Raw genomic sequence first — 26,301 nt, 5'->3', positions numbered from 1 at the left:
TGGCGCTGCCGCTGTCAAAGGACCTGAGTGACGCAGGCTCAACTCTTCGCCCTCAGCTCGCGCATACGGTGCGTTTCCGCAGGTTGGCGCCCCGCGCCGGGGTAGCGGTTCCTCCCCCAGCTACCGCTGGGGGCGCAACCGTCGCACCGGCAGAGGAGGCGCGGAACCGGCACACCAACAGCCGGACACCCCGCCGCGCCGGTCCGGCCGGACAAACCCAGCCCGTCCGGCGTTTGAGGACAAAGCGGCAACCACGGCAGACTGGACGGAACCAGCAAGGCCCGCGCCGGGCCACCCGGCACCGCACCGCACCGGCCAGCCCGGCGAGGGCGACGCAGATCACCGGCAGGGCGGCTTCATGCACCCGGGGATCCCGGGTAATCTCAGGAAGAACACATAAGTTACTGCTTAGTAAGAACCGCTCGCAGGTCCGAGGAGCCCCAAAATGCAACTCGCCGCGATCATCGTGTCGCTGGTCCTCACCGCGGTGGGCGTTGCGCTCATCAGCCGCGCCGTCGTGCAGATCTACCAGTTCGTAAGGCTGGGTGCACCCACCCCGGAGGGGACCCGTACCGGGAATCCGGTGCAGCGCACCAAGACGCTCGCGAAAGAGTTCGTCGGCCACACCAGGATGAACCAGTGGGGCATCATCGGCGTGGCGCACTGGTTCGTGGCCGTCGGCTTCCTGACCCTCGGGCTGACGATCATCACGGCGTACGGCCAGCTGTTCAAGGCCGACTGGACGCTGCCGGTGCTGGGCGACTGGCTGCCGTACGAGCTCTACACCGAGTTCATCGCGCTGGCGACGACCATCGGCATCCTCGTACTGATCGCGATCCGGCTGATGAACCTGCCCTCCCGCGCGGGCCGCAAATCGCGGTTCGCGGGGTCGACGGCTTGGCAGGCGTACTTCGTCGAGTACGTGATCCTGGTGATCGGCGCCGCCATCCTCACCCTGCGGGGGCTGGAGGGCGCGCTGCACGGTGTGCACCACTACGATGCCGCGTACTTCGCCTCGTACCCGTTGGTGGCGGCGTTCAACGGCCTGAGCACCGGGACGCTGCAGAACCTGGTCTACCTCACCGCGATGATCAAGCTCGGGGTGACGATGACCTGGGCAATCACGGTCGGCGTCAACATCGACATGAGCATCGCCTGGCACCGCTTCCTGGCCTTCCCCAACATCTGGTTCAAGCGCGAGGAGAGCGGCGCGACCGCGCTCGGCGCGCTGCAGCCGATGACCAGCGGCGGGGTGCCGATCGACTTCGAGGATCCCGGCGAGGACGACCAGTTCGGCGTCTCGCAGATCGAACACTTCTCGTGGAAGGGCATCCTCGACTTCTCCACCTGCACCGAGTGCGGGCGCTGCCAGTCGCAGTGCCCGGCCTGGAACACCGGCAAGCCGCTCTCACCCAAGCTGCTGATCATGTCGCTGCGCGACCACGCGCACGCCAAGGCGCCGTATCTGCTGGCGGGCGGCGGCAAGGACGCCGAGGGCGAGGAGAAGGCCACAGCGGAGCAGCTCGCCGGAGTGCCCGCCGCGGCGCTCGCGGAGGCCGAGCGCCCGCTCATCGGCACTCTGGAGGAGAACGGGATCATCGACCCGGATGTCCTGTGGTCCTGCACCACATGTGGCGCCTGCGTCGAGCAGTGCCCGGTGGACATCGAGCACATCGACCACATCGTCGACATGCGCCGCTATCAGGTGATGATCGAGTCGTCGTTCCCGAGTGAGGCGGGCACGATGCTCAAGAACCTGGAGAAGAAGGGCAACCCCTGGGGCCTGCCCAAGAAGCAGCGCCTGGCGTGGGTCAAAGAGGTCGACTTCGAGGTCCCGATCGTCGGCGAGGACATCGAGGACCTCACCGAGGTCGAGTACCTCTACTGGGTCGGCTGCGCCGGCTCCCTGGAGGACCGCGCCAAGAAGACCACGAAGGCGTTCGCCGAGCTGCTGCACATCGCGGGCGTGAAGTTCGCGATCATGGGTGGCGAGGAGAACTGCACCGGTGACTCCGCCCGCCGCCTGGGCAACGAATTCCTCTTCCAGCAGCTGGGGCAGGAAAACGTCGCCATGCTGAATATGGCGTTCGGCGAGGATGACGAGGACGCGAGCACCAAGCTCCCGAAGTCCGAGAAGAAGATCGTCGCGACCTGCCCGCACTGCTTCAACACCATCGCGAACGAGTACCCGCAGCTGGGCGGCCAGTACGAAGTCATCCACCACACTCAGCTGCTCCAGAGCCTGGTCGACGATGGCAAGCTCGTCCCGATCACACCGGTCGAGGGTCTGATCACGTACCACGACCCCTGCTACCTGGGCCGCCACAACAAGATCTACACACCGCCCCGCGAGATCATCGCCAAGGTGCCGGGGCTGCGCAACGAGGAGATGCACCGCCACAAGGAGCGCGGCTTCTGCTGCGGCGCGGGCGGCGCGCGTATGTGGATGGAGGAGCGGATCGGCAAGCGCATCAACAATGAGCGCGTGGACGAGGCGCTGTCGCTCAACCCGGACATCGTCTCCACCGCCTGCCCGTTCTGCCTGGTGATGCTCTCGGACTCCGTCAACGGCAGGAAGAACGAGGGCAAGGCCAAGGAGAGCCTCAAGGTCGTCGACGTATCACAGCTGCTCCTGGAGTCGGTCAAGACCGCCTCCGTGCCGGATCCGGACCCGGAGCCCGCGGCGGCTCAGTAGCTCGGCAACAAACGGGTACGGCCTACGCGAAGGCGTAGGCCGTACCCGTTTGTTGCGGCCGTCAGCCGATGCCCTTCGCCTTGAGCAGCGCCGCGAACGTCGTCGACTCGAACAGCTTCTGCAAGTCGGCCGATTCCAGCAGCTTGCCGTTGATCTTCACGGTCGGTGTGCCCGACGCCCCGCTCGTCACGAACGCCTGCTCCGACTTCGTCACGAAGTCCCCGTACTTCTGGGTTTTCACCGCCGTGTCGAAGGCGGTACCGCGCAGCCCGCCGACCGTGCCGGCCAGCTTCAGCAGGGAGGCGTCGTTGAAGCCGTCGACCGTTTCCTCGGGCTGGTTCTCGTAGAGCACCGCGTGGTACGAGGGGAACTTGCCCTGCTCCAGGGCCGCGCGCAGTGCGTTGGCGGCCTTCTTCGAGCCGTTGCCGTGCAGATTCTGGTCGAGGAAGGAGGCGAGCGTGTACTGGATCTTGATCTTGCCGGCCTTGGCTAGCGTCGCGAGCTGTCCGGCCGCCGCCGCCTCGAAGCGCTTGCAGATGGGGCAGCGCGGGTCCTCATAAACGTGGATCACGTTCTTCACGGCCGGGTCACCCACCGTAATCGTCGTGCCGTCCGCCTCCAGACGCGCCGGCAGGGCGGCCAGCACCGCGGGATCCACCGCCGTGGCCGAAGCGGCGGACGAGGACGGCGACGCCGAGGCAGCGGAATTGGAGGACGTGGTCAACGCCCCGCACGCCGTCACGGAGAGCGTGAGCAACGTGGCGGTCGCAGCGACTGCCACAGCGCGGCCAGCAGTTCGTACAGGCATGAACCGGGTCCCTTCGGGTTGCTTGTCCAGGGAACGTTAGGGGCTCACCGTGAGAGCCGCCGCGCACCGGTCTGTGCCGTTCGAAAAAACTCTCGCGCCTCGTACGCCCCCCGCGCCACTCCAGCGGTCTGTTTTACGCCAACGCCGCCGGCGTGTCACAGCGGCGTGTCACAGCTTGGCAGCAATGGCCCCCTCCTCAGGAGGTCCATGACACGGCGCTCGGCAGGAACGGGTACGTTCGAGGACGTGGCAGGATTCAGGAACGGACGCGGACAGAACCGGGGCGCGGGTCCGCAGCAGCAATCGCAGTACCCACCGCAGCAGCCCCCGCACTACGGATACGGCCCCGCCGCCGACGGTGAGCCCGAGTACTTCGGCGCGCCCGACCCGGGGCCCGGAGCCGCCCCTTCGTACGACGACAGGCCGGGAAGCACCCGCTCCTTCGCCGTCAACGAGGCCCAGGGCCCGTACGCGCAAGGCTCCGGCAATGCCCCCGGCTCCTGGAACGGTGACGAGGACCACATCGCCACCTACCGCGCCGGCCAGGCCACCGCCCCGCCGTCCGGACCCAGGCTGCACTGGCAGGACCTGCTGCGCGGCATAGCCCTGCGCCCCGCCGCCACCTTCTGGCAGATGCGCGACTACCAGGTGTGGGCCCCGGCTCTGACCGTCACCTTCCTCTACGGGCTGCTCGCCGTCTTCGGCTTCGACACAGCCCGTGCGGATGTCCTCAACGCGACCCTGTCCAACAGCGTCCCCTGGGTCATCAGCACCGCCATCGCCGTCATCATCAGCGGCCTGATGCTCGGCGCCGTCACCAACGCGCTCGCCCGCCAGCTCGGCGGCGACGGCGCCTGGGCGCCCACCATCAGCCTCGCGATGCTGATCACCTCGCTCACCGACGCCCCCCGGCTGGTCTTCGCCATCTTCCTCGGCGGCGGCAACAGCTTCGTCCAGGTCCTCGGCTGGATCACCTGGATCGCCTGCGCCGGGCTCCTCACCTCCATGGTGAGCAAGTCCCACGACCTGCCCTGGCCGAAGGCGCTCGGCGCCGCGTCGATCCAGCTGATCGCGCTGCTGGTGCTGTTCAAGCTGCCGGTGATCTGAGCCCCTGGCGGGGTGACAGCTGCCCACCACCGCCATCTGGCGCCGCACCATGCCGCTCATGCCGCTTCCTCCGCATCAGCCATCTGTGACGGGTGATACGGAGCCGGAAGGCCTGCCGATCAGCCGCGGCAGTGAACAACACGTTTCCCGCTAGACGCCCTTGCGCACCGGCGGCAGCACGGACCACGGGAAGTTGATCCAGTCGTCCGTGCGCTTCCACACGTACTCGCACTTCAGCAGCGACTGGGTCTTCTCGTAGACGACCGCGCTGCGCACCTCCGCCACATGCCCGAGGCAGAAGTCGTGCACCAGCTTCAGCGTCTTCCCGGTATCGGCGACATCGTCGGCGATGAGCACCTTCTTCTCGGAGAAGTCGACGGCATTCGGCACCGGCGCGAGCATCACCGGCATCGGCAGGGTCGTCCCTACCCCCGTGTAGAACTCGACATTTACCAAGTGGATGTTTTTGCAGTCCAACGCGTACGCCAGCCCGCCCGCCACGAACACCCCGCCGCGCGCGATCGACAGCACGATGTCCGGCTCGAAGCCGTCGTCCACGATCGCCTGCGCCAGCTCACGGACCGCGACGCCGAACCCTTCGTACGTCAGGTTCTCCCGCTGATCCGCCATCTCAGACCTTTGTCCGGTGGAAGTTCAGATACGAACGCGAAGCCGTCGGCCCGCGCTGCCCCTGGTACCGCGACCCGTGCTTGCCCGACCCGTACGGGAACTCGGCCGCCGACGTCAGCCGGAACAGACACAGCTGCCCGATCTTCATCCCCGGCCACAGCTTGATCGGCAGGGTCGCCACATTCGACAGCTCCAGCGTCACATGCCCCGAGAACCCGGGATCGATGAACCCCGCCGTCGAGTGCGTCAGCAGCCCCAGCCGCCCCAGGCTCGACTTCCCCTCCAGCCGCGACGCGATGTCGTCCGGCAGCGAGATGACCTCGTACGTCGACGCGAGCACAAACTCGCCGGGGTGCAGGACGAACGCGTCATCCCCCTCGGGCTCCACCAGCCGCGTCAGATCCGGCTGCTCCACCGCCGGGTCGATATGCGGATACCGGTGGTTCTCGAACACCCGGAAAAACCGGTCCAGCCGGACGTCAATACTCGACGGCTGCACCATCGACGCCTCGAACGGGTCCACCCGCACCCGTCCACTGTCGATCTCGGCCCGAATGTCCTTGTCTGAGAGAAGCACGGAACGAAGGTTACGCGGACACGCGATCCCGGCCCAATCGGGCCAGGACCACGCCCCCCGCTCCTGCCTGTCCTACTACTTGTACGCCTCCCGCCCGTCCACGGGCACCGCACTCCGCAACCGCGCGCAGCGCGGGCAACGGATCAGCCGTCCCGGCCCCAGCCGGTCGGCCCCGAGATTCTGCATCGGGAACGTAGTGGTGCTGAATACATGCCCTTCGGCACAACGAACGACGGTGCGCTCCATCGCTCTCCTTCTCCCCTGTACGTCAACGACGAATGCCACATTAGGGGATGAACTACCCCGCCCCACACGCGGCACTCCGCCAACACCCGCACCAGAGAACGCCCCCCACCGTACGCCCGCCCACCCCCTCCCCGCACCCGCTTCCAACAGCAACAGAGCCCCGGGACGCATGCGCCCGGGGCCGGCCATGAGGTACAGTAAGCGGCGATGAGACGCCTTGAGGGGCGTCCTCGCGGATGTAGTTTAATGGTAGAACATGAGCTTCCCAAGCTCAGAGCGCGGGTTCGATTCCCGTCATCCGCTCCACGACAAAGGCCCAGGCCAGCGACCTGGGGCCTGCTGGTTGTCTAGACCAATTGAAGAACCCGCACCACTTCCGCACCACATCTGGCGGTCAATTGGCTCACTCGCTCACCATGAGAGACCCATCTGATGATGGTCGAAGGAAATCCGCGACGTAGAGCGCCTTCGACGAAGGAACGCCGGCTGAGAGCTGGCCTGTCTCGACAACGCGCATTGCCCTCACCGTAGTCCGCCTGCGCGATCGTCGCCCCGTTGAGTACGGGACTTGGGGGCATTCTGCCTGCGCAGAGTGTCGTGCTTCGGCCGACCGGTCGGCGCGCACGCGGGCGTCGAGCCCGGCCGCGACCTTCTTCTGCCGTTCCAGCGTGGAGTGCTGATAGATCAGCGCGGCTTTCCCCGAGGACTGGCCGGCGCGGACTATCGCGTCCTTCAGGGTGCAGCCCGGCTGGGTGACCAAGGTATTGCCGGTGTGGCGCAGATCGGAGAAACGGAAATGGTCGGGCAGTCCGGCTGCTGTGCGCGCCTTCCGCCATTCACGTCCGAACGTCGAGCGTCGGAAAGGCGCTCCGCGCTCCGCCCACGAACAGCAGCCCGGGTGGCGACACCGCGCCGCCGCGCCTTCTCAGCTGATGGTGACGACACGCGCCCAGGGCGGCGGGGTGTCCGGGACGTAGTCGGGGTTCTCTTCTTCCGCAACGCGGACGGGACGGGGGAAGAGACCGACAACGGTGCGGCAGGGCGGCTGCGCGGCGGGCCACGGCGTCTGACCGTCCGTCAGGACGACGATCACGTCCGGGCGGGGCCGGGAGCGAAGCGCCCGGGCGAAACCGGAGCGCAGATCTGTTCCCCCGCCGCCGACCAGTTCGATGTTCTCGGCGCGGCAGAGCGGGACTGCGCCCCCGGCCGCCGCGTCGCAGGAGATCACCGAGACCAGGTCACGCCGCCCGCCCACCGCCCGCGAGATCGCCACCACCTCCAGCAGCGCGCTGCCCAGCTCGGCGTCGCTCACCGACCCGGAGGTGTCGATCACGACGCAGACCCGGGGCGGCGTATGGCGCAGGCTCGGCAGCAGCACTCCGGGGACACTGGCCGAGCGCCGGGACGGACGCCGGTAGCTATGGTCCTCGCCCACCCCCGGCGCACTCGCCGCGGAGCGGATCGCCGCCCCCAGCAACCGCCGCCACGGCTGCGGTGGATGGAACGCCTCGTCGGCCCACCGGCGCCATCCCTCCGGAGCGTCGCCCGGCCGGCCCCTGATCCCCTCGGCGACCCGGAAGCGGACCGCGTCCCGCTGCTGCTTGCTCAGCCCGCGTGCCCCGTCAGGACCCAGCTCCCACGGTCGACCCTGCCCGTCGGCACCACTGCCGCAGTCCAGCCAGGCCAAGTCCCCAGTGAGCCCTGACATCGACGCCGTCCGCAGGTACTCCTCCATCAGCAGCCCGCCGGGCAGCCGCAGCAGAGATGGCAGCACCGCCCCGGCAGGCAGGGGAAGACCGTCACCGTAGATGTCGTCGTTGATCTCGAAGTCGGCGGCGATGTTCCGCCGCAACCGCGCGCCGGGCCCGTACTCCTCGTGCTCCCGCGCATACCGCTCGCCCCGCCCGTGGTGGTCCCGGAGCAGATGGGAGACCTCGTGCACCCAGACGCCCGCCAGTTCCTCCACCGGGGTGCGCGCCACGAAACCGGGGGAGACATAGCAGCGCCAGTGCGCGTCCACCGCCATCGTCGGCACCGACCGGTCCTCCACCACGTGCAGCGCGAACAGTGCGCTTGCCAGGTAGGGACGGACCTTCACCGCGTGCAGCCGAGCGGCCAGCAGTTTCTCCATGTCCAGCGGTAGTCCAGGCGGGCCGTACGGCGTGCCGGAGCCGGCCGGTGGCGTCGGCACGGTGGCCCGCACCGGGCGCGGCGGCGCGGGCCGGGCCATCGGGCGCGGCAGCGGGTGCTTCGCGCCCCCCGTCATCGGCGTACTCCCGTCGCACGCCCGGCGTCGGCCGCCGCTGCGACCCGCCCCACCGACCGGTCCGCCCGTCGGGCGAGACCGATCACCCCGACCAGCCGCTCCACCGCCGCCGGCACCTCCCAGTCGTCGCGCCGCAGCGAGGCCAGCGCCGTCGCGGGGGCGACCAGCAGGTCCGGGGCGCCGGTCTCCAGCGCCCGGACCAGCACCGCCCAGCCCGCCTCCCACCGCGCCCGCTCGGGCCGCGCCCCGACGGCGGCCACCACCGCCTCCAGCGCAGCCTGACGCAGATCGCCCCGCACCGGCAGCTCGGCGGAGGCCGGATCGGCGAGCAGCGACTCCGGGTCCGGCAGGTCCATCCGGTCCAAATGGGCGAGGAGTTCGAGCCCCGGCCCGTCCCCCACCGTGCCCCGCACCAGCAGTGCCAGCACCTCCCGGGAGACGGAGGCCGCCGTGCCGAAGGCCAGCAGGGCCAACGCAGCCTCCCAGCTCCGGGGCGAGGGCCAGGCAGCGCCGCGCCGCGTCTCCGTGCTCGGCAGCCGGTGGATCAGCGTCGGCCGGGCTTCCAGGAATCCGCAGACCGCGCGCCGGGCGAAAGCCACCGCCTCCGGCAACCGCTCCGGAACCAGCCGGGGCACCTCCGCCCGAGGCCAGACCCCGCCCAGCCCGCGCACCACCACCTCCCGGTCGTGCACCCAGTACAAATGCACGAACCGGTTGGCCAGCGGCGGGCTCAGCTCCCACCCGTCCGCCGCCGACGCGCTCGGGTTGGCCGCGGCCACGATCCGCACCTCCGGCGGCAGTTGCAGCGCACCGACCCTCCGCTCCAGGACGACCCGGAGCAGCGCGGCCTGGACGGCTGGGGTGGCGGTGGAGAGTTCGTCCAGGAAGAGCAGCCCCCGCCCGGCCCGCACGAGTTCCACGGCCCACTGCGGCGGCGCCATCGGCACCCCCTGCACTGCCGGGTCGTCGCCGACGATGGGCAGCCCGGAGAAGTCGGTCGGCTCGTGGACGCTGGCGATCACGGTCGTCAGCGGCAGGTTGAGGGATGTGGCGAGCTGCGTCAGGGCCGCGGTCTTGCCGATGCCCGGCTCGCCCCAGAGCAGCACGGGCAAGTCGGCCGCGACGGCCAGGGTGAGCGCTTCGAGTTGCTCGTCGGGGCGCGGCTCGGTGGTGGTCGTCCGCAGGAGGGCCAGGAGGTTGTCGGCGACGGCGAGTTGGGGGTCGGATCCGGATGCGCCGACGGGGGTGGGTGCGGGCGTGCCGACGGCCGGGACCGGGGAGGGCAGGAGAGTACTGGAGGTCATGGGCATCACCTTGGGTGGGATAAGGGGACGGAACGGCCCGTCCCGGATGTCGTGGGGGCGTGCGGCGCGGAATGCGCAGTGCCGGCACGGGACTTAGGTAGGTGGGGGCAGCCGGTCAGGCGGTCGCCCGGTCAGCAGGTCAGGCCAGGCCGGTGCGGGGCCGGGCCCGGCTGCTCTGCTTGAGGCGCATTGCGGGAGGCGTACGGCGGTCGAGTCGGGGGCGGTGGCCCGCCTCCGCGTGCCTCAGGTCCGAGGCCTTTCCGCCCGCTACCGCACCGGCACCGGGGTGCACGGCGACCAACCCCGAGCGGAAGAGCCCGTGGTCAATGCGATGGGCCGCAGCCGACTCCAGTTCCTCCCGCAGCGGCCCGTCGCGCAGGACCGCACCGGCACCGAGCAGCCCCTCGACTACAGCCAGCGCCCCAGCGACGTCACCATGGCCCAGCCGCTCCCGGACCGCAGGCAGTGCCTCCGGGTCACGGTGCACCTTGTCGATGGCCCGCAGGCAGGGCAGCGCGGGCCCGCCGAGCGCCACCAGCAGCTCCTCCCGTCGCAGTAGTGCCGGGTCGTGATCGATCGCTGTCAGTGTCCCGTCCCGCAGCGCTATCCGGTGGACCTCACCCCGGCACTCCACCCGGTGCGGATCACCGGGCTGGAGGGCGGGGCCGGTCGCCGGTCCCGAGCTGGACGACGCCACTGAGCCGAACGCCGCCAATGCTGTGGCGACGAGCGGATGCAGCCGATCGGTCGCGACCAGCCCGGCCCGCAGCAGCTCCAGATCCGGAAGGACCCGGGCCGCCGCCTCCGGCAGCACCGGAAGCGCCGCAACCTCCTGCGGCGGCAGCGTCTCCCGCAGCGGCCGGAACGTCGGGGCATGGCTGTCGTCGGGGGCGATGAGTTCGAGCACGGCGCGGCTCCGCGTACCGAGCCGCACGGTAAAGGCCCCGCGAGGGCGACCCTCGGACTGCAATAGCAACTCCGCCTCGGCGGCCCAACTTGCCGACGCCCACGAGTAATCGTGGACGGCGGGCCGATCTGGCAGGTCTGGAACGTCTGGCCGGGCGGGTGTGTGGGACCGGTCGGGCGGCGCCATGGACAGTGCCACGCCCGCACCGCACCGCCGCGCCAGTTCGCCGCTCCGCTCGGAATCCCAGAGATGCCGGTGCAGGTCGAGCCGGAAACGCCGGTCGGGATGCGGGTGCGGATGCGGCTGGTGCCCGGGGGCGCCGTCCCCGGACTCCTCCCACAGGGCCAGGGATATCCGCTGTCCGGCGTCCGCCCAGGCCGGCGGTGTCCGCACCACCAGCTGCAGCGGCGTGGCGCCGGAACTCCGGTAACGGGCCAGGGAGATGGTGAGGCCCGGCCGGAGCCGCCCGTCGGGGGCGATCCGGGGCATGTGCCAGCGGAGCAGATCCGGCGCCAGCCGACGCAGATCTGCACGGAGGTGGGTGACGAGATCGGTGCCGTGGCGGTCGCGCACGGCGCGCAGATCGAGATCGGCGTGGACCCGGGCTGCGGCACAGGCCCCCGCCCAGTCACCGACCGCACGCCGTGCGGTCGCAGTCTCGATCATGGACGGTGGCACGGCGTACTCACGCACGCGCTGCCACATCAACAGGTGTGCCGGAATCGTGTTCGCGAAGTGATGTGCCATCAGCACTCACCTTGCGCGAACGATTCCCCCGATCCGTACGAGGAGTAGTTCTTCATCCCCGGCATCATAAGCACCACGATGAGGATCTGTCAGGCCCTTTCGACCGCCCAGAGGAGCTGCGCCTGGCCGCCGTCCTGGAAGTCGGGCTCGGTGCGCAGCAGTGCCTGGTGCAGGCGCCGGATCAACGCCGACTGCGGGAGCCGGCGCAGTCCCAGTCCGGCCAGCAACGTGCTGCGATCGGTATCGAGGTTCGGGCCGTAGGAGCCGCGGATGTCGTTCTCTGTCCTCGCGACGGCCGCCGCCAGCGCACCGTCGTCGGTGTGCGGGTCGAGGCCGGTGTAGCCCCGCCAGCCCGGCAGTCCGATCAGCGCTTCCAGGGCCTCGTCCAGGCTGTCGGCGATCAGCCCGGCCTCTCCCTCGGAGCCGGCGTAGAGCACCGCCCCGCCCGTGCACACGAAATACGTCCCGCCCGTGTCGTCCCCCGCCACCGCCCGCAATGCCCCACCGGACGCCAGACGCACCGCTTCGCCGTGCTCTGCTCGTTGAGGTGCGATTCAAGGGCCTGGGGCTTGCCACCCCCGCCACTCATGTGCCGCCGGCCCTTAACCCGGCATGTCGCAGGGCCCGCCCTCCCTCCGCAGTCGCCGAGCGCGGGGCCGCATCGCTGCCGGGCCGGAGTCACTCGTTCGTGCAGGTGACCGCCGCATCGGTACCGCAGAACAACTGCGTGCGGCATGCTGGGTGTATGAGCAGGTACGCGACGGCGAAGCCGTACGCCGTGCCGGCGTCGCTCGCCGAGCTGGACGGGCCGACGACCGGTACCGTCACGCTGCCCCGCCACATCGACTGGGGTCCGCACTACGTCTACGACCTCGCCGACGAAGCCGACCTGCTGCTGATGTACGAGCGCGTCATCCGCGAGGCCCAGACCTCGGACGACCTGCGCACCTACCTGAACGGTCCGATGCTGCGACACCTCTGGCCGAGTCTGTTCCTGCCCGCCCCCGCCCGGGCCGCCTGGCAGGCCAGGTTCCCCGAACTGGGCACGACGGCGGCAGCCGCGTAGTGGACGAACTGCACCACCGCCTCATCCACATCGGACTGGACGCACTGGCGGAGGACTACGGATATGCCCTCGCAGGCGGCTATGCGATCCAGGCCCACCACATCGTCCAGCGCATCAGCGACGACGTGGACCTGTTCGCGCCCTTCGAGCGGGCGAAAGAAGAGATGCCGGATGCCGCCGCACGCGTCATCGCCGCCTACGAAGCTGCCGGGTACCGCGTAGAACTGGCACAGCAAGTGGACACCTGCACCCGGTTGAACATCACCGATCCAGACACCGGCACCTTCAGCAAGGTCGAGCTGGTCGCCGAGTTCCTGCACCATCCGCCGGTCGACTCCGACCTCGGCCCGGTGCGCACCCGGACGACCTGGCCGCAGGCAAGACCGGCGCCCTGTTCAGCCGCGCAGAGGTCCGCGACGCCATCGACATCGACGGACTGCTCAAGACCGGCTACAGCACCGACCGGCTGATGGAACTCGCCGCACAGAACGACCCCGGATTCGACCGGCGAATATTTGCCGACTCCCTCGCCCGTGCCCAGCGGTACAGCGACAAGCAATTCGCCGCCTACAGCCTCGACGCCAACGAAGCAGCCGCGATCCGCCAGCGATTCGCCGAATGGCACCGCCAGCTCACACAACCCGAGACCACAGCGGACGGCACCGCCGCCCGGCCGGCAGCCCCGAACCGCAGCACCCCCGCCGTCGGCAGGAACACCGCCACCGAACCCGCTTCACAACCGCCTGGCGAGCAGCAGACCCCACCTGTTCACAACGACAACCTTGACCACGGCCGAAATCCCCAAGGACGTTAGGCCGTCCTCACTCACCCCAATCGAACTTTGCAAGAACAAACGCAACGTCCCAAGGTCCAGTTCCAGGATGGGCCTGCGCCACCACCGAAGGCCGCCACAATCCGCGTGCCCTCCGCGTGCCCTAAAGGGCGGTCAACCACGGTCAATACGGGCTACACGAACAGGGACCCACGCCACTCCATACCGCAAGTTTCCGCAGGTCAAGGCAGGAGTGGCCAACCCGAGCGCCGTTGATTCCCAAGCTCAGAGCGCGGGTTCGATTCCCGTCATCCGCTCCACGGTAAAGCTCCAGGTCAGCGATCTACAGCTTGCTTATTATCTAGACCATTTTCGAGCGCCCCGCACCAGAATGCACGGGAGAGCGACCTTGGCAAGCCACTCTTTGGCCGCCACTATCCCTGAGTGACCCGTGACGATCCATACAGTGAGACACGTTGCGAGTGAGCTACGCCCGGATTTCGCCCATATTTGGTCTGTTCCTGGTGAAATCCGTCGACGATCGGGGCCGGTAAGGCCTCTCCGGTGTCCGCCGACCGGGGTCACCTCAGCCGGCGGGGGTGAGGAGTTGGGTGGCGGCGAGTTCGGCATAGAGGGTATCCGCGGTGACGAGTTCGGCGTGGGTGCCGATGGCGCGGACCCGGCCCGCGTCGATGACGATGACGCGGTCGGCCAGGGTGACGGCGGTGACGAGTTGGCCGATCGGCACCACGAGTCAGTTCTGCCTGACCGAGGTCCGAGCCGATCAAAGCTGGCTGGGCCCTGCGGTGTCGTTATCCGTTGTCGTCCAGCAAGGCTGCCGCGCCAGTGGGGTCCATGATGTTCGACCAGGCCTGCTCGGCCGGCAGTAGGTCCCGCTCAGGCAGGGCGTATTCCGGATACCAGCCGTCGCGGTCGCAGCCCGGCACATCACCGAGGATGACCACCGCCAGGTTGGGTGGCACCGAACCGGTAATCCGTACAGCGACATAAGTCTCGTGTCCGTGGTCAGCGCGCACATGGATGCCCAGAGTGAAGGTGTCGAAGTCGACGGTGTGCTCGCGCCCGTCGCGCAACGAGTCGCGGACCAGCTCGCGAATGGCGGCCCGGATACGGCGGGCGAACCGAACGCCCGCCTCGGCGCGGTACCGGACGAAATCGGCCCGATCGGGCAGCAGGTGCGCGGAGTACGTGGTGGTCTTCAGACCTTCGCGGTGGTCGGTGTTGTACCGTGCCCGGGCGGCATTGCCCTCTGTCTCCAACGTTGCGTAGAAGTCGTCACCAGAGCCGTCCTCCCGCCGCCCGCCTGCGACCAGCCAGGGCAGGTCGGCGTCGACCAAAACCGCACCACGCCACCGCTGAACTTTCACCTTGAACAGCACCTGGTCATCGATGGCGCGGATACGCTCATGCTTCGCATCGGCGTCAGCAAACTGCTCCACGGCCTTACCCACCAAGGGATGGTCGACCTCTTCCAACGGTTGCGTGACCGGAGGTACTGGCAAATCGAGGTCTTCTTGCAGGCAGCGCAGGGTGGGGCGGGCAGGACGCATCAAAGGTTCCGTCCCTTACTCGTCGATCCCGCCGACCGCGTCGATCTCTTCCGCGGTCAGCCCGGTCAGCAACATCACGTCCGACTTAAGAGACCCGTCAAGGACCTGCATCGCCTCGACCATCCCGGCGCGCAACTCCTCGCGCCGCTGTTCCAGGTAGACACGGACCGCCTCAGCGACCAAGTCCTTCTTGGTCAGACCGAGGAAGTGCGCGCCCTGGCTGATCAGCTTGTCGATCTCGGGATCCACCTTCAGCGGAGACTGTCGCGGGGCATTCGCAGCCGTTGCTGCCACACTGACCACCACCTCTCACCAGAATGGTACCCAAGTACCTCAGACTCCGCCATCGACATCTCGCTCCGTCATCCACAGACTTTCCCCACCACGTCACCGAGATCCGCGACGAGCAAGCGCTGCCCCAGACCGATGTCGCCAGGCCATGGGCACGACCCGGTCCAACGTCTCCCGCTTCGAGCGGAGGAAACTGGGACGCTCGAAACCGGCGACCATCGCCGCCTACGTCGAAGCCCTCGGCGGCACGCTCCACCTGGTCGCCGACTTCTGCGACCGCCAGATCCGCGTCAGCTCAAACCCAACAACCACACAGCGGCTCCCGCCCGGGCAGATTCCGCTAGGCCTGTCTTCCGCACGTCACTCCGGCGGGTGACGGTCGTGGGCTCGGTCGATCGGTCTTGACCTGTCGCACCTGGCTGCGAGGATCGGCGGCATGACCGACGACGATCTGATACGCCGTGTCCGCGCACGGGCCGAGGACGAAGCCCCGACGCTGCCGGTGTGTGCGAGCCCGCAGTCCCTCGCCGAAGCGGAGGAGCTGCTCGGCTTTGCGCTGCCCCCGCTGCTGGCCCGGCTGTACAGCGAGGTCGCAGGCGGCGGTTTCGGACCCGACTACAAGCTCCTGCCACTGATCGGTGAAGGCCGGACCGCAGTCACCGTCTACCGCACAGAGCGCACACGGTCCCAGACGGACCCGGTGCCGCACTGGCCGCACGGAGTGCTGCCGATCCTGGACTGGGGCTGCGCGATGTACGCCGCCGTGGACTGCCTGCAACCCGCCGCCCCCGTCCTGCTGTTCGAGCCCAACGCCATCAAGGACTGGCCGGACGCCTGGTTCCAGGACTCGCCCTCACTCGCCGGCTGGCTCACCGCCTGGCTGTCCGGCACCAGGCGCAGCTCCTCGGTGGCACCAAACTGGGCCTCGTGCTCAAGCAGTACGCGCAGCAACGGCAGGTCGGCTTCCCGCCGGTCGTACTGGGCCGCACGCAGCGCTGTCGCCCGGCGCGCCGCATCGGCCGCCACCTCGGGCCAGCGGGTACGGTCGGAGCGCATCGTGGCCAGGTCCGCCTGCCCCGGGGCGAGGACGGTCTGCCACAGCGGCGGGCGCGGCAGCCGGTCCAACAGCCCGTAGGCGCAGCCCTCATCGGCGTTCAGGAGTACGAAGTCGGGCTCGGTGCGCAGCAGTGCCTGGTGCAGGCGCCTGATCAACGCCGGCTGCGGGAGCCGGCGCAGTCCCAGTCCGGCCAGCAACGTGCTGCGATCGGTATCGAGGTCCGGGCCGTAGGAGCCACGGATGTCGTTCTCTGTCCCCGCGACAGCCGCCGCCAGCGCAACGTCGTCGGTGTGCGGGTCAAGGCCGGTGTAGTCATGCCAGCCCGGCAGTCCGATCAGCACTTCCAGGGCCTCGTCCACGCTTTCGGCGATCAGCCCAGCCTCGCCCTCGGAGCCGGCGTAGAGCACCGCCCCGCCCGAGCACACGAAGTACGTCCCGCCCGTATCGTCCCTCGCCACCGCCCGCAACGCCCCACCGGCTACCTCGACCGGCTCGAAAACACCCACCTCACCCGCCAGATCAGCTCCATCATCGAAGAATTCCGCGACGAACTACCCCGCCAACGCCCACCGCGCACCATTCCCCACTGAACCCCCGGCAAGGACCCGCCGCACAAGGTGTGCCCCGCTCTACGAGGCCAGCTCGAGCCGGGCGTTCACGCCGTACGGGTAGAGCCACGGACTCCCGTCGCCCGCTTGGAGCCACTCGATCGCGATCAGCGCGTCCGCCGCGGTCTTGCAGCGTGGATGCCGCTCGGCGAACGCCGCGACGCGGCCACGCTGCAACGGCAGCCAACTGGCGATCACCTGCGGGTCGCCGTCGTACCACCAGCTGAAATCAACCATCTCCTCCCACAACAAGTCCGTGGCCCAGCCAAACACCAAGCGGACAATGCCCGCGTCCGCCTCAGGCCCGCAGAGCGCACCGACGTGCTCCAGCCACCGCTCCAGGCCGCCCGTCGCGTTGGCGATCCCCTCAACCAGATCGGTGATCTCCCCTACTGGCTGGCCATCGGTCACAGCGATGGCCAGCAGCGCCCCGAAAGCCCGCTCGACCGCGACCCGCTCCGGCGCCGGCCAGGCCACCAACCCCGCCCCGTAACGGCCGAGACGACCCAGCTCCAGGGCCGGATCCACACCATCCTCGCCATCCGGGCCCCATGAGCGCAGCGCGCGCGGCATAAAGCGGCGCCACAGAACGGCGTACTGGTCCGCATCCCAGTGATCGACGACCTTGCGCTTGAAGTACCCGAGAAGATCGTCCGGTACGTCAGCGGGGTCACCGCCGAGAACAAGCAGCTCCGACTCCGCCATACAGTGAGTGCACCCGCTCACGGGACGATCCAGCCCGGGAGGCGACGCGAAGACCCCGTCCACCTCCGCGAGCGCGTCACGCCACATCGCGTACGGACCGGCGGCATCGAGTCCGGACATCACATAGCCTCCGACGTTCCATACGAGTTACCCGGGCACGAAGCGCCCTTGACAGCACGCAGAACCAACACCCTCAGTCCCGCTCCGCACACCGTATCGACAGACAACCTGGCTCAAGCAGAAGGACCAACGCACCCTGTGCGGGGCGTTCGGAGACCGCCCGCACCACATCCGCACCACACAGGGCGGTATCCCACGGGCAACCAGGGTCAGCACCGGTTAACCACCCCACCGCCCACCGATTGCGCCCACACCCCACCCCACCTGCAGATATGCAGAACCGAGCGCCCGACCTTCCCAAGCTCAGAGCGCGGGTTCGATTCCCGTCATCCGCTCCGCGGCAAAGGCCCAGGTCAGCGACCCGGGCCTTGCTTATTGTCTAGACCATTTTTCGGGCCGTGCCCTCCGCGTGCCCTAACTCGCGAGAATCGCATGCTCGGAGGGCCCTTTACGTGCCCGTCGAGAGCACGCGGACACCGGCACCTTCAGCAAGGTCGAGCTGGTCGCCGAGTTCCTGCACCATCCGCCGGTCGACTCCGACCTCGGCCCGGTGCTGCACCCGGACGACCTGGCCGCAGGCAAGACCGGCGCCCTGTTCAGCCGCGCAGAGGTCCGCGACGCCATCGACATCGACGGACTGCTCAAGACCGGCTACAGCACCGACCGGCTGATGGAACTCGCCGCACAGAACGACCCCGGATTCGACCGGCGAATATTTGCCGACTCCCTCGCCCGTGCCCAGCGGTACAGCGACAAGCAATTCGCCGCCTACAGCCTCGACGCCAACGAAGCAGCCGCGATCCGCCAGCGATTCGCCGAATGGCACCGCCAGCTCACACAACCCGAGACCACAGCGGACGGCACCGCCGCCCGGCCGGCAGCCCCGAACCGCAGCACCCCCGCCGTCGGCAGGAACACCGCCACCGAACCCGCTTCACAACCGCCTGGCGAGCAGCAGACCCCACCTGTTCACAACGACAACCCCGACCAGCCACCTCGAAGAAGCTCAGTCATCGACCAGGCCCACGACCTCCCGCGGGCAAAGATCGATCACGGTCCCGCTACCCGGGCAGGGGTAGGCGCACGCCGTCGCCGGCGTCACCTTCACCAGCTGGCGGGGGTGAGGAGCTCGGTGCGGTGGGCCTGTGCCCAGTCGGCGAAGGTGCGCGCCGGGCGCTTCGTGACCGCGGTGACGTCGCTGGTCGGCTCGGGGCTCCACGGTTCCAGGGTGGAGCGGAATTGCTCGATGATGGCGCTCGCGAGATCCTCGGGCATGCCGTAGGACACCATCTGCGCGACCGAGCCGGCCGGGTCGGCCTCGGCGTAGCGAAGGTCGCGGCCCAGCACCTTGCTGAGGATGGCGACCTGGTCGGCGGGGCTGAGCGGATCGGGGCCGGTGAGCTCGTAGATCCGGTGGTCGTGGCCGTCCTGGGTGAGGCAGGCCGCGGTGACCGCCGCGATGTCCGCCGGGTCGACGACGGCGGCCCGGCCGACGGCGAACGGGGCGTACACGACCTGGTCGCCCGCGATCATTCCCGCCCAGTTGAGCGCGTTGGACATGAACGCGGTAGGCCGCAGGAACGTCCATCCGATGCCGCTGTCGCAGATCGCCTCCTCGCCGGCCCGGTGCAAAGTGGTGATCGGGTCGGTGGCGCCGTGCGCGACGTTGCGCACGGACAGCTTGACGATCCGTTCGACGCCCGCTCGCTGCGCCGCGGCGATGAGCCGCTGGCCGTGTGCGGCGATGTTGAGCCCTTCGCTCAGCGAGAACACCGCGCGTACGCCGTCCAGCGCGGGTGCCAGATCGCCGTCACCGAGATCGGCCACGACCTTCTCGATGCCTTCGGGGAAAACCGCGCCGGGATTGCGGGTGAGGACCCGAATGTGGTCCGCGTGGGCGGGGAGGAGCGCTTTGACGACTTCCGAACCGATAGTGCCGGTGGCTCCGGTGATCAAAATCATGAGTTCTGGTCCTTTGCTTGAGATTGCGTTTTGGGGTGGGTTGGGAGTGGGCGCAGCTCCCGCGGGCCGGGCTCCGCGCCGCGATGACACGGTGGGCCAGCTGACCTCGTTTGGTGTCTATGAGCACCAGATCAGCTGTAGTGCAAGGCCTGCGGCGACCGGAACGGCTGCGGCATTGGTGCCGGTTGCCGGTGCGGGCTCGTGCCTGGCATCCGGCCCAAGCCCGACAGCGACGCGAATGTAAATCGCTGGAGGCGCGAGGTTCGGAAACCGTGTTCGCGCCGAAAGTTTCGACCACAGCAGTTCGTCCTCACCTGCGTGGTGGTGATGCGGCATATCGTGAACTTTGCGGGCATGGCTGGCCACTGCGTTCATGGCGATGATCCTTCCGGTAGGTGTTCCGGGATTTCGGACCCATCGAAGCCGAGGTCGCCGACTGCGCCGAGAAAGAAATTGCGGGAGGCCACACACCACTGCGCCATGGCCCTGATCGGTGGACAGACCGGTCCAGACGCGGATGCCGATCCACGTACGTGAGGCACACCGCTGCACGATTAACGCGGCGACATGTTCGACGTCGTCGGCGGGAAGATCCGCGGTCAATGGCCAGACCGGAACTACGTCATTGGAAGCGACCTTGGTGGTAGCGCGGGTCTGCGTGCGGCATCCACCCGGAGCCGGACCCTCGCAGGCTTGCGCCGGCGGCGTCGTGTCGTGCGGCGACGGGTCCGGCTCGTCTGGGCACGTGCATCGTGACAACCACCCGCCCATCGCCGAAATCGTCAGGATCAATGATGATAATAGTCAATGAGACTGACTTCGTCAAGGCGGAGTCGGAGCCTGCTGGTGCTTGCCGGAGGGGGTGGCCCGGGCGGGGTGGGAGTCGGGGCTGGACGGCTCGGGGTGGCCGGGGCTAGTGCGCGTAGGGGTCGGTGATCTCGCGGAGTTGGTCCAGGATCTGGTGCAGCAGCGTGAAGTTGCGGGTGCCCAGGTACGCCTTCCACTCCGCGAGGATCTCGTCGAGTGTCGCCGCGGCGACCTCGACCGCCCGGCGGCCGCGTTCCTCGATCACGATCAGCCGGGCACGGCCGTCGGTCGGGTCGGGGACCCGGCGGACGTAGCCCAGGCGTTCGAGCTGGCCGACCATCACGCCGACGCTTTGCTTGGTCACCTGTGCCTGGTCAGCGAGATCTGTGAGGCGTGAACCGTCCGGGGCGACGCGTTGGAACACCCGGCACTGCGTGAGGGTCCAGTCGTCGAACCCAGCCTCCCGGAGAGCCCGGAACATCCGGTCCTCGGTGTACCAGTACGGGATGAACAACAACACCCCTAGATTCACCCGCTGCTCGTCATCCATGCCGCTCTCGACCCCATTACCCATCCGATCCCACGAGCTCCACGCCCTACACCAACACTGCCGAGCCGGATTGCCGCCAACCCGACCGCGGCAGCGCATACACAGCGCCGCGCGCTGCGTTCCGCGCACACCATCCACCCTCAGGTGACCTCACACCGGTTCCGTTGCCTCGGTGTACAGTAGTAAGCGTACCTGACTAGTATTGCGGTTAGAGGGGTCGAATGACACGGCCGTCGACAAGCACGCAACGTCGCGGTGCGCCCCGAGGACTGCTCACATCCAGGGAAGACAACAGAGAGAAATGGTGAGCGCTATGACATCGACATCAAGCCTGGCGGGCAAGCAAGCCCTGGCCACCGGAGGCAGCAGCGGAACCGCCGCCATGAACAGCGATGTCCTGGGCGCCCCCATCGCCTACCAGGACATGTCGGTGGCTGACTACACCGCCACCCTGACCGGTGCGGGACTGCCCCCGCAGATGGCCGCCGAAGTGGCCGACGCCGATGCCGGCTTGGCCCGCAGAGAGCTGTTCAACGACAGCGACGACCTGGTGAAGGGCATCGGCCGGCCGGCAACCACGGCGCACGAAGCAGTCCGGAACACCGCCGCCACCATCGAGGAGTCACGGTGAGCACCTCCGGACCGGGCGTCGACACCCACGAGATGGTGCTGATCCACCGCGTCATCCGGCGTGAGTTCGGCCAGCTCCCCCGGCTGCTGCGCACCGCGGCCCATGACCGTGCGCGATCCAAGATCGTCGGCGCGCACGCCCGGGAGATGCTGAACTTCCTGCACACGCACCACACCGGCGAGGACGAGCTGCTCTTCCCCCTGCTGCGCGAACGGACCGCGCTCGAGCCGGAGTTGATGGACCGGATGGACGCCCAGCACGCGCAGGTCGACGCCGCCGTCACAGCCATTGACGCAGAGCTGCCGGCCTGGACCGCGAACGCGGACGCCGCCGCCGGCGAGCGGATGGCGGCCGTCATCGACGCCATGATGCCGACCCTGATCGACCACCTGGCCGAGGAGGAGCAGAAGATACTCCCGATCGCGTCCGCCACGGTGACGCAAAGCGAATGGGACGCGCTCGGCAAGCACGGCATGAGCGCGATTCCGCTCACGCGGCGGCTGATCATCCTCGGCCACATCACCGAGGAAACCGACAATGCAGAACGGCAGAGGTTCCTGCAGGTCGTGCCCGCCCCGGTTCGGCTGGTCTACAAGCTGATCGGCCGGCGCCAGTTCACCCGCGAAACCGCCGTGATCCGCGGCTGACCCATCCCGCAACCCGATCTCGGGAGGCTGCGCCGACACGGAAACAACCGGCACCGACCCAGGACCGGTCACCCCCACCGGTCCCTCCACTAAAGCCACCACAACGCCAACGATCAAAGCTGTGCAATGAGGAGAAACAAGTAATGACCAGGATCCTGATGGCCACTTCGCCAATATATGGGCATTTTGCTCCATTAAAGATAGTAGCAGATCATCTAAGCAAATACGGGTACGATGTGACGCTGCTGAGTCACGAGAGCTTCCGAGTATCCGCAGGAGCGAATCTGCAGTTCAGGGGGTTCACGGGTGAAGCGGACGTGGACCTGGAGGCGCTTACTGCATCACCGGAGCGGCTGGCTCTGCCTGCGGGACCCGCGCAGTTCGCGTGGGACATGCGCAATATCTTTGTGAAGGTAATAGCCGGTCAGCACCGCGACGTACAGCACGCTCTCGAAGAGGCCGGGGACGAACCGGTGGTCCTGATCCATGAGACCGGATTCTTCGGTGCGGTGCCGTCTCTCATGGGTGCTCCGGGGCCGCGTGCTGTAGCCGCAGTGGGGCTCGGGCCGGTGTCCTTCACGCTGGCAAGTGCGGACACGGCTCCCTTCGGAATGGGAGTACCCCCGGACAGCAGTGAAGAGGGAAGGGCCCGTAACCAGGAGGCCTACGCTGCCATGGGGCAGCTCATGGGCCCGGCTCAGGAACTCTTCGAACAGACTCTTGCGGAGTTCGGAGTCACGCAGGGACCTGTTCCGTTCTTCCTGGACTCCACTGTCTTGAAGGCGGACCGCTTCCTTCAGTTGTCGGTGGAAGAGCTGAGTTACCGGCGCAGCGACACTCCCTCCCATGTGAAGTTCGTGGGCACACTCCCGCCGGCCGCTCCTAGTGGTGATCTTCCTACCTGGTGGCAGGACGTCATCAGCGCCGAGCGAGTTGTCGTGGTCACGCAGGGAACGGTCGCCAACCAGAGCTTCACTGACCTGATCGAGCCGACGCTTCAGGCACTGGCCGGCTTCCCCGGTCTGGTCGTGGCGGCCACGGGGCGCCCTGGTGAGATAGGCGACGTGCCGGCGAACGTGAGGGTCGCGGAGTTCGTGCCGTTCGACGACCTCCTGCCGCACGCCGACGTGCTGGTCACCAACGGAGGTTTCGGGGCCGTGCAGCAGGCTCTGCGTCACGGAGTCCCGATGGTGGCAGCGGGCCTGACCGAGGAGAAGAAGGAAAACAACGTCCGCCTTGCCGCTACCGGTGCGGCCATCGACCTGGCCACGGACCGTCCGACAGCCGCCGACGTCCGCCAGGCGGTCGACAGCATTCTGAACACCGGTTCCTACAAGGAGAACGCACAGCGCCTGGCCGCAGAGTACGCGAAACACAACGCGCTGGAGGAGATAGAGAAGGCGATCAGCGAGCTCGCCGGCTCTTGAGAGGCAAGAGCACTTTCGTGGCTAGGAATCCTTCACCCGGCGCTGAGGCGAACAGCTCCGATGCGTAGGGGATCTCGAGTCGGGTGGCTACGTCCACCAGTGGTATCAGCAAGGCCGCCGCAATCAAAATGAGCAAGCGCGGTGCCGTGACGACCCCGAGATCGTCGCGGCTCACCGCGACTCGTTTTCGATCATGGCCGGCACCGCGACGGAGCGCGCCGGGGAACTCGGCGCCGAGGCCGGTGATGTGCCGCTGCTGGCCTGGGCTGCCGCACACGGACTCGTCCTGCTGGTACACGGCGGCGCACTGCAGTCCCTCACCGGCCTCGCCACCCCCGACGAAGCAAGCGCACTAGCCCACCGCCTCGCCGACACCTTCACCAAGCGCATCGGAACAAGCACCTGATGCCACCCGTTGGGCGGTAAAGGCCCGGTCCTGCCCCAGGCGCTGTACCCATCCGTGCCCGGTGCGCGTCGGGCACGGAACGCGCGCTGACGCGGGCGGCGCGTTCCAGTCGTCGGCGAGGACGCCGCCGACCCCTGCCTGCGCATCCACGCACGAAACCTCGACGTCCGGAGAAGAAAGACCAGGCCGCCAACCGGAAGTAGTAGGGGGGCCGGCTGAAAGCTTCCCCCTCGGACAGAGCGCTGACCAGCTGGACGAGTGTCGCCCGTCGCCGAGGGGCCCTCCCATGGTTTACGGAATGAGTGCCAGCTTGCCGCCACCCGGATGTCGCTGGGCCAGGAAGTTCAACGCTGCGGCAGCCTCAGCCAGCGGATACGTACGCGCGATCGGTACGACGAGTTTCCCTTCCGCTGCCAGGTCGATCAGGCGTCCGCGAGCTGCCCGCTCAGGGGCCCGCACGTAGGTGCTGGTCATCATCTCCATGTCCTCGGTGAATCCGCGCGGGTACGCGGCGATCGTCATGATCCGGCGGCGATTTGACACCAGGGCGAACGAGACATCCAACGCCTCGTCGGTGCCGACGCAGTCCAATGCGACCTGGACGCCGTCCGGGGTGAGTTCCCGGACCCGCTGCTCCAGGCCCTCTCCGTATTCGACCGGCTCGCCACGGAAGCTTCCGACCAGCTCGAAGTTCGCCTTGCTGCATGTGCCGATGACCCGAGCACCCAGCATGGCGGCCTGTTGCAGGACGCTCACACCGGTGGCGCCGGACGCACCGTGGACGAGGACGACGTCGCCTGCTGTCACCTCGGTGACACGCAGCAGCTTCGTAGCCGTCGTTGCCGCAAGCAGCAAGTTCGCTGCCGCCGGGAAACTCAGCGAATCGGGCTTGCGGTACACGTCCCCGGCACGCACGTTGATTCTCGCGGCGTAGCCGCCAACGACAGGGAAAGCCAAAACCGGGTCACCGACCATGACCTGGCCCGAGGCGATCGCGGTGTCCGAACCAATCGCGGAGATGACACCGGAGACCTCGTGGCCAACCGGATGAGCCGGCAGCAACGTGGAGTTGGAGAGCGTCCCGGTGACGGCGAGGAAGTCGCTCATGTTCACGCCTGCGGCGCGGACATCGATGGTCACCTCACCTGCGCCGGGCGGCGGAATTTCCACATCGACCGGTTCCAGGACCTCGGGCAGACCGAATTTCGGCGCGATCATCTTTACGCTCATGGCCGGGAACCTAGGTCTGCGTCCGGCCCGGGCACCATAAGATTTGCTGATCTGTCAAAGTAGGACGTCATGAACAGCGGAGCGAGCGACCCACCGCGTGGCCCCGGCCCGGGCAAGGCCGACATCGGCCCGCGCCTGCGAGCGAGGCGCCACGCGCGGGGAGTGACCCTGGCAGACCTGTCGCAGGACACGGGGATCTCCATCACCACGCTTTCGCGGTTTGAGACCGGCCACCGCCGTCCCAACCTGGACCAGGCGCTGTCCCTCGCTCGCGCTCACCGGGTCAGCCTCGACGAGCTCGTGGGCTCCGGGCGCGGCGGAGAGCCCACGGTGGGCCTGCGCCTCATCAGCCGCCGCGGGATGACGCTGGTGCGGCTGACCGACCGCCCGGGCGGCCTCCAGGCGTACAAGATCCGTGTCCCGGTGATTCGGCTCGAAGACGATATGAGCCTGAACCAGCATCAGGAACACGACAGCACGGCGGAGCAGCCATGGCTCCAAGCCCACGCGGGGCACAACTGGCTATGTGTACTCTCCGGGCGACTGCGACTCCTGCTCGAAGGGCACGAGTTGATCCTCGCTCCCGGCGAAGTGGCCGAATACGACGCTCGCACACCGCACTGGTACGCCGCAGCCGGCCCGGGGCCCGCGGAGATACTCGCCGTCTTCGGCGCCCAAGGCGAAAGCCTTCGCCAACGCGCACGCACAAGAAGTCGTCTCATTTGATGAGTCTGCGGTAGCAGATGAGGGTGCAGGCGATGCTGGTGAAGGCCAGGAAGTGCCCGGCTTCGCGTTCGTAGCGCCGACGCGGGCGGCGGCAGCCGGCAAGCCAGGCCATGGTGCGTTCGACGGTCCAGCGGCGACGGCTCAGCCGTGGGAGGACTCGATCCACCACCCGCGCCGAGTTCGTCCAGGACCAGGACGAAGCAGGCGCAGTACCTGCTGGTCGTCAAGAGCAGCCAGCCGCAGCTGCACACGGCGCTGAGGGCCCTGCCTTGGAAGGAGGCGACCGCCCGCGGCTACGACCGCGAGGTCGGACACGGGCGGCGCGAGACGCGCTCGGAGCGCACACTGACGGTCACCAGCTGGGCCGGGACTTCCCGCACGTGGTCCAGGCAGCGAAGATCCTTCGGCATCGCACCGACCTGAAGACCGGCAAGGCCA

Annotated in this window: 30 protein-coding genes, 1 tRNA gene and 2 pseudogenes; 15 read left to right on the top strand and 18 right to left on the bottom strand. The window is 68.2% G+C overall.

The window, feature by feature from the left end:
- Positions 1-445: 445 nt before the first annotated feature.
- Positions 446-2,695: a (Fe-S)-binding protein gene (locus tag FCI23_RS13010; protein WP_136723669.1), complete on the top strand. Its 2,250-nt coding sequence runs from the start codon at positions 446-448 to the stop codon at positions 2,693-2,695.
- A gap of 61 nt (positions 2,696-2,756) precedes the next feature.
- On the opposite strand, the gene FCI23_RS13005 is transcribed toward FCI23_RS13010, so the two are convergent.
- Entirely contained in the window at positions 2,757-3,503 is a 747-nt protein-coding gene (locus tag FCI23_RS13005; protein WP_136723668.1) for a DsbA family protein, read from the bottom strand.
- Positions 3,504-3,668: 165 nt separating this feature from the next.
- On the opposite strand from FCI23_RS13005, the gene FCI23_RS13000 reads away from it, so the two are divergent.
- Positions 3,669-4,610, top strand: coding sequence for a Yip1 family protein (locus FCI23_RS13000; RefSeq protein ID WP_169316785.1), 942 nt, complete (start codon positions 3,669-3,671; stop codon positions 4,608-4,610).
- Positions 4,611-4,760: 150 nt separating this feature from the next.
- On the opposite strand, the gene FCI23_RS12995 is transcribed toward FCI23_RS13000, so the two are convergent.
- Both FCI23_RS12995 and dcd read right to left on the bottom strand, forming a co-directional pair.
- Complete coding sequence (locus FCI23_RS12995; protein ID WP_136723666.1) at positions 4,761-5,240, bottom strand: phosphoribosyltransferase; 480 nt, start codon at positions 5,238-5,240, stop codon at positions 4,761-4,763.
- A gap of 1 nt (position 5,241) precedes the next feature.
- A complete protein-coding gene (gene dcd / locus FCI23_RS12990) occupies positions 5,242-5,817 on the bottom strand; it encodes a dCTP deaminase (RefSeq protein WP_136723665.1) in 576 nt (191 codons plus the stop codon).
- 478 nt (positions 5,818-6,295) lie between these two features.
- Here dcd and FCI23_RS12985 point away from each other — a divergent pair.
- A tRNA-Gly gene (locus FCI23_RS12985) sits at positions 6,296-6,369 on the top strand.
- Between the two features lie 295 nt (positions 6,370-6,664).
- Here FCI23_RS12985 and FCI23_RS59475 read toward each other — a convergent pair.
- The 5 genes and pseudogenes from FCI23_RS59475 to FCI23_RS12960 all read right to left on the bottom strand — a co-directional run.
- Positions 6,665-6,965 (bottom strand): annotated as a pseudogene (locus tag FCI23_RS59475) (tyrosine-type recombinase/integrase); the annotation flags it as partial.
- 23 nt (positions 6,966-6,988) lie between these two features.
- Complete coding sequence (locus FCI23_RS12975) at positions 6,989-8,194, bottom strand: vWA domain-containing protein (RefSeq protein ID WP_136723748.1); 1,206 nt, start codon at positions 8,192-8,194, stop codon at positions 6,989-6,991.
- A gap of 131 nt (positions 8,195-8,325) precedes the next feature.
- Entirely contained in the window at positions 8,326-9,633 is a 1,308-nt protein-coding gene (locus FCI23_RS12970; RefSeq protein WP_136723664.1) for an AAA family ATPase, read from the bottom strand.
- A 139-nt stretch (positions 9,634-9,772) separates the two neighbouring features.
- Positions 9,773-11,287 carry a hypothetical protein gene (locus tag FCI23_RS12965; protein WP_136723663.1) on the bottom strand — a complete coding sequence of 505 codons (1,515 nt, stop codon included), beginning with the start codon at positions 11,285-11,287 and terminating at the stop codon, positions 9,773-9,775.
- Positions 11,288-11,376: 89 nt separating this feature from the next.
- Positions 11,377-11,808, bottom strand: a complete 432-nt coding sequence (locus FCI23_RS12960; RefSeq protein ID WP_136723662.1) for a hypothetical protein — start codon at positions 11,806-11,808, stop codon at positions 11,377-11,379.
- Positions 11,809-12,032: 224 nt separating this feature from the next.
- Between FCI23_RS12960 and FCI23_RS56355 the strand changes: the two genes are divergently transcribed.
- Genes FCI23_RS56355 through FCI23_RS58220 form a run of 3 tightly spaced genes read left to right on the top strand, consistent with a single transcriptional unit; the run spans position 12,033 to position 13,167 of the window.
- Positions 12,033-12,353: a hypothetical protein gene (locus FCI23_RS56355; protein ID WP_169316784.1), complete on the top strand. Its 321-nt coding sequence runs from the start codon at positions 12,033-12,035 to the stop codon at positions 12,351-12,353.
- Complete coding sequence (locus tag FCI23_RS58225) at positions 12,353-12,823, top strand: nucleotidyl transferase AbiEii/AbiGii toxin family protein (RefSeq protein WP_211265307.1); 471 nt, start codon at positions 12,353-12,355, stop codon at positions 12,821-12,823. Before FCI23_RS56355 ends, FCI23_RS58225 begins: the two co-directional genes overlap by 1 nt.
- Entirely contained in the window at positions 12,823-13,167 is a 345-nt protein-coding gene (locus FCI23_RS58220) for a hypothetical protein (RefSeq protein WP_211265306.1), read from the top strand. The genes FCI23_RS58225 and FCI23_RS58220 overlap by 1 nt, the downstream gene beginning before the upstream one ends.
- A 544-nt stretch (positions 13,168-13,711) precedes the next feature.
- Here the strand turns inward: FCI23_RS58220 and FCI23_RS56345 are convergent.
- The 3 genes from FCI23_RS56345 to FCI23_RS12945 all read right to left on the bottom strand — a co-directional run bounded on the left by FCI23_RS56345 (position 13,712) and on the right by FCI23_RS12945 (position 14,990).
- Positions 13,712-13,876, bottom strand: coding sequence for a hypothetical protein (locus FCI23_RS56345; protein ID WP_169316772.1), 165 nt, complete (start codon positions 13,874-13,876; stop codon positions 13,712-13,714).
- A 61-nt stretch (positions 13,877-13,937) separates the two neighbouring features.
- Positions 13,938-14,696 (bottom strand): hypothetical protein, encoded by a 759-nt coding sequence (locus tag FCI23_RS12950; protein WP_136723661.1) that lies wholly within the window; start codon positions 14,694-14,696, stop codon positions 13,938-13,940.
- 15 nt (positions 14,697-14,711) lie between these two features.
- Entirely contained in the window at positions 14,712-14,990 is a 279-nt protein-coding gene (locus FCI23_RS12945; RefSeq protein ID WP_136723660.1) for a hypothetical protein, read from the bottom strand.
- A 145-nt stretch (positions 14,991-15,135) separates the two neighbouring features.
- Between FCI23_RS12945 and FCI23_RS12940 the strand changes: the two genes are divergently transcribed.
- The 3 genes from FCI23_RS12940 to FCI23_RS63680 are packed head-to-tail and all read left to right on the top strand — an operon-like array spanning position 15,136 to position 16,634.
- Complete coding sequence (locus FCI23_RS12940; RefSeq protein WP_136723659.1) at positions 15,136-15,363, top strand: hypothetical protein; 228 nt, start codon at positions 15,136-15,138, stop codon at positions 15,361-15,363.
- A gap of 60 nt (positions 15,364-15,423) precedes the next feature.
- A complete protein-coding gene (locus tag FCI23_RS12935; RefSeq protein ID WP_136723658.1) occupies positions 15,424-16,122 on the top strand; it encodes an SMI1/KNR4 family protein in 699 nt (232 codons plus the stop codon).
- Between the two features lie 59 nt (positions 16,123-16,181).
- Entirely contained in the window at positions 16,182-16,634 is a 453-nt protein-coding gene (locus tag FCI23_RS63680; protein ID WP_136723657.1) for a hypothetical protein, read from the top strand.
- Between the two features lie 39 nt (positions 16,635-16,673).
- On the opposite strand, the gene FCI23_RS12925 is transcribed toward FCI23_RS63680, so the two are convergent.
- From FCI23_RS12925 to FCI23_RS12905, 5 genes are all read right to left on the bottom strand, one after another.
- Positions 16,674-17,357 (bottom strand): hypothetical protein, encoded by a 684-nt coding sequence (locus FCI23_RS12925; RefSeq protein ID WP_246143674.1) that lies wholly within the window; start codon positions 17,355-17,357, stop codon positions 16,674-16,676.
- A gap of 568 nt (positions 17,358-17,925) precedes the next feature.
- On the bottom strand, positions 17,926-18,318 hold the full coding sequence (locus FCI23_RS56340; RefSeq protein WP_169316783.1) for a hypothetical protein: 393 nt from the start codon (positions 18,316-18,318) through the stop codon (positions 17,926-17,928).
- A 263-nt stretch (positions 18,319-18,581) separates the two neighbouring features.
- Positions 18,582-19,439 carry an NmrA family NAD(P)-binding protein gene (locus tag FCI23_RS12915; protein WP_136723656.1) on the bottom strand — a complete coding sequence of 286 codons (858 nt, stop codon included), beginning with the start codon at positions 19,437-19,439 and terminating at the stop codon, positions 18,582-18,584.
- Between the two features lie 117 nt (positions 19,440-19,556).
- Positions 19,557-19,814 carry a hypothetical protein gene (locus tag FCI23_RS12910; protein ID WP_136723655.1) on the bottom strand — a complete coding sequence of 86 codons (258 nt, stop codon included), beginning with the start codon at positions 19,812-19,814 and terminating at the stop codon, positions 19,557-19,559.
- 538 nt (positions 19,815-20,352) lie between these two features.
- The gene (locus FCI23_RS12905; protein WP_136723654.1) at positions 20,353-20,796 is read right to left on the bottom strand and encodes a MarR family winged helix-turn-helix transcriptional regulator; all 444 of its coding nucleotides are present in this window, start codon (positions 20,794-20,796) and stop codon (positions 20,353-20,355) included.
- A 313-nt stretch (positions 20,797-21,109) separates the two neighbouring features.
- On the opposite strand from FCI23_RS12905, the gene FCI23_RS12900 reads away from it, so the two are divergent.
- From FCI23_RS12900 to FCI23_RS12880, 4 genes are all read left to right on the top strand, one after another.
- On the top strand, positions 21,110-21,427 hold the full coding sequence (locus tag FCI23_RS12900; protein ID WP_211265304.1) for a Rossmann-fold NAD(P)-binding domain-containing protein: 318 nt from the start codon (positions 21,110-21,112) through the stop codon (positions 21,425-21,427).
- Entirely contained in the window at positions 21,424-22,074 is a 651-nt protein-coding gene (locus tag FCI23_RS12895) for a hemerythrin domain-containing protein (protein ID WP_211265303.1), read from the top strand. The genes FCI23_RS12900 and FCI23_RS12895 overlap by 4 nt, the downstream gene beginning before the upstream one ends.
- A gap of 143 nt (positions 22,075-22,217) precedes the next feature.
- Positions 22,218-23,501: a nucleotide disphospho-sugar-binding domain-containing protein gene (locus tag FCI23_RS12890; RefSeq protein ID WP_136723653.1), complete on the top strand. Its 1,284-nt coding sequence runs from the start codon at positions 22,218-22,220 to the stop codon at positions 23,499-23,501.
- A gap of 193 nt (positions 23,502-23,694) precedes the next feature.
- Positions 23,695-23,907 (top strand): hypothetical protein, encoded by a 213-nt coding sequence (locus FCI23_RS12880; protein ID WP_136723651.1) that lies wholly within the window; start codon positions 23,695-23,697, stop codon positions 23,905-23,907.
- A gap of 291 nt (positions 23,908-24,198) precedes the next feature.
- Here the strand turns inward: FCI23_RS12880 and FCI23_RS12875 are convergent, their stop codons facing one another.
- A complete protein-coding gene (locus FCI23_RS12875) occupies positions 24,199-25,137 on the bottom strand; it encodes a quinone oxidoreductase family protein (protein WP_136723650.1) in 939 nt (312 codons plus the stop codon).
- 69 nt (positions 25,138-25,206) lie between these two features.
- Here FCI23_RS12875 and FCI23_RS12870 point away from each other — a divergent pair, with 69 nt between their 5' ends.
- Positions 25,207-25,863, top strand: a complete 657-nt coding sequence (locus FCI23_RS12870) for a helix-turn-helix domain-containing protein (protein WP_136723649.1) — start codon at positions 25,207-25,209, stop codon at positions 25,861-25,863.
- Here FCI23_RS12870 and FCI23_RS12865 read toward each other — a convergent pair.
- Positions 25,856-26,011: pseudogene (locus FCI23_RS12865) on the bottom strand (transposase); the annotation flags it as partial. The gene FCI23_RS12870 and the pseudogene FCI23_RS12865 sit on opposite strands and share 8 nt — an antisense overlap.
- Between FCI23_RS12865 and FCI23_RS12860 the strand changes: the two are divergent.
- Positions 26,011-26,286, top strand: coding sequence for a hypothetical protein (locus tag FCI23_RS12860; RefSeq protein ID WP_136723648.1), 276 nt, complete (start codon positions 26,011-26,013; stop codon positions 26,284-26,286). The pseudogene FCI23_RS12865 and the gene FCI23_RS12860 overlap by 1 nt on opposite strands.
- Positions 26,287-26,301: the final 15 nt, after the last annotated feature.

Source organism: Actinacidiphila oryziradicis, assembly GCF_005047355.1.
GTDB lineage: Bacteria > Actinomycetota > Actinomycetes > Streptomycetales > Streptomycetaceae > Actinacidiphila > Actinacidiphila oryziradicis.
The sequence above is the reverse complement of the archived record's forward strand: the minus strand, read 5'-3'. Positions and strand labels throughout refer to the sequence as shown.

Excerpts from the sequence above, each read along its gene's own strand:
- FCI23_RS58220 (WP_211265306.1), top strand. The coding sequence starts at position 12,823 with ATGGAACTCGCCGCACAGAACGACCCCGGATTCGACCGGCGAATATTT.
- FCI23_RS12890 (WP_136723653.1), top strand. The coding sequence starts at position 22,218 with ATGACCAGGATCCTGATGGCCACTTCGCCAATATATGGGCATTTTGCT.
- FCI23_RS12970 (WP_136723664.1), bottom strand. The coding sequence starts at position 9,633 with ATGACCTCCAGTACTCTCCTGCCCTCCCCGGTCCCGGCCGTCGGCACG.
- FCI23_RS56355 (WP_169316784.1), top strand. The coding sequence starts at position 12,033 with ATGAGCAGGTACGCGACGGCGAAGCCGTACGCCGTGCCGGCGTCGCTC.
- FCI23_RS12940 (WP_136723659.1), top strand. The coding sequence starts at position 15,136 with ATGGGCACGACCCGGTCCAACGTCTCCCGCTTCGAGCGGAGGAAACTG.
- FCI23_RS13010 (WP_136723669.1), top strand. The coding sequence starts at position 446 with ATGCAACTCGCCGCGATCATCGTGTCGCTGGTCCTCACCGCGGTGGGC.
- FCI23_RS12900 (WP_211265304.1), top strand. The coding sequence starts at position 21,110 with ATGACATCGACATCAAGCCTGGCGGGCAAGCAAGCCCTGGCCACCGGA.
- FCI23_RS12915 (WP_136723656.1), bottom strand. The coding sequence starts at position 19,439 with ATGATTTTGATCACCGGAGCCACCGGCACTATCGGTTCGGAAGTCGTC.
- FCI23_RS12870 (WP_136723649.1), top strand. The coding sequence starts at position 25,207 with ATGAACAGCGGAGCGAGCGACCCACCGCGTGGCCCCGGCCCGGGCAAG.
- FCI23_RS12905 (WP_136723654.1), bottom strand. The coding sequence starts at position 20,796 with ATGGATGACGAGCAGCGGGTGAATCTAGGGGTGTTGTTGTTCATCCCG.
- FCI23_RS12925 (WP_246143674.1), bottom strand. The coding sequence starts at position 17,357 with ATGGCGGAGTCGGAGCTGCTTGTTCTCGGCGGTGACCCCGCTGACGTA.
- FCI23_RS12965 (WP_136723663.1), bottom strand. The coding sequence starts at position 11,287 with ATGGCACATCACTTCGCGAACACGATTCCGGCACACCTGTTGATGTGG.
- FCI23_RS12935 (WP_136723658.1), top strand. The coding sequence starts at position 15,424 with ATGACCGACGACGATCTGATACGCCGTGTCCGCGCACGGGCCGAGGAC.
- FCI23_RS12950 (WP_136723661.1), bottom strand. The coding sequence starts at position 14,696 with ATGCGTCCTGCCCGCCCCACCCTGCGCTGCCTGCAAGAAGACCTCGAT.
- FCI23_RS12910 (WP_136723655.1), bottom strand. The coding sequence starts at position 19,814 with ATGAACGCAGTGGCCAGCCATGCCCGCAAAGTTCACGATATGCCGCAT.
- FCI23_RS12995 (WP_136723666.1), bottom strand. The coding sequence starts at position 5,240 with ATGGCGGATCAGCGGGAGAACCTGACGTACGAAGGGTTCGGCGTCGCG.
- FCI23_RS12880 (WP_136723651.1), top strand. The coding sequence starts at position 23,695 with ATGGCCGGCACCGCGACGGAGCGCGCCGGGGAACTCGGCGCCGAGGCC.
- FCI23_RS12975 (WP_136723748.1), bottom strand. The coding sequence starts at position 8,194 with ATGGAGAAACTGCTGGCCGCTCGGCTGCACGCGGTGAAGGTCCGTCCC.
- FCI23_RS13005 (WP_136723668.1), bottom strand. The coding sequence starts at position 3,503 with ATGCCTGTACGAACTGCTGGCCGCGCTGTGGCAGTCGCTGCGACCGCC.
- FCI23_RS12875 (WP_136723650.1), bottom strand. The coding sequence starts at position 25,137 with ATGAGCGTAAAGATGATCGCGCCGAAATTCGGTCTGCCCGAGGTCCTG.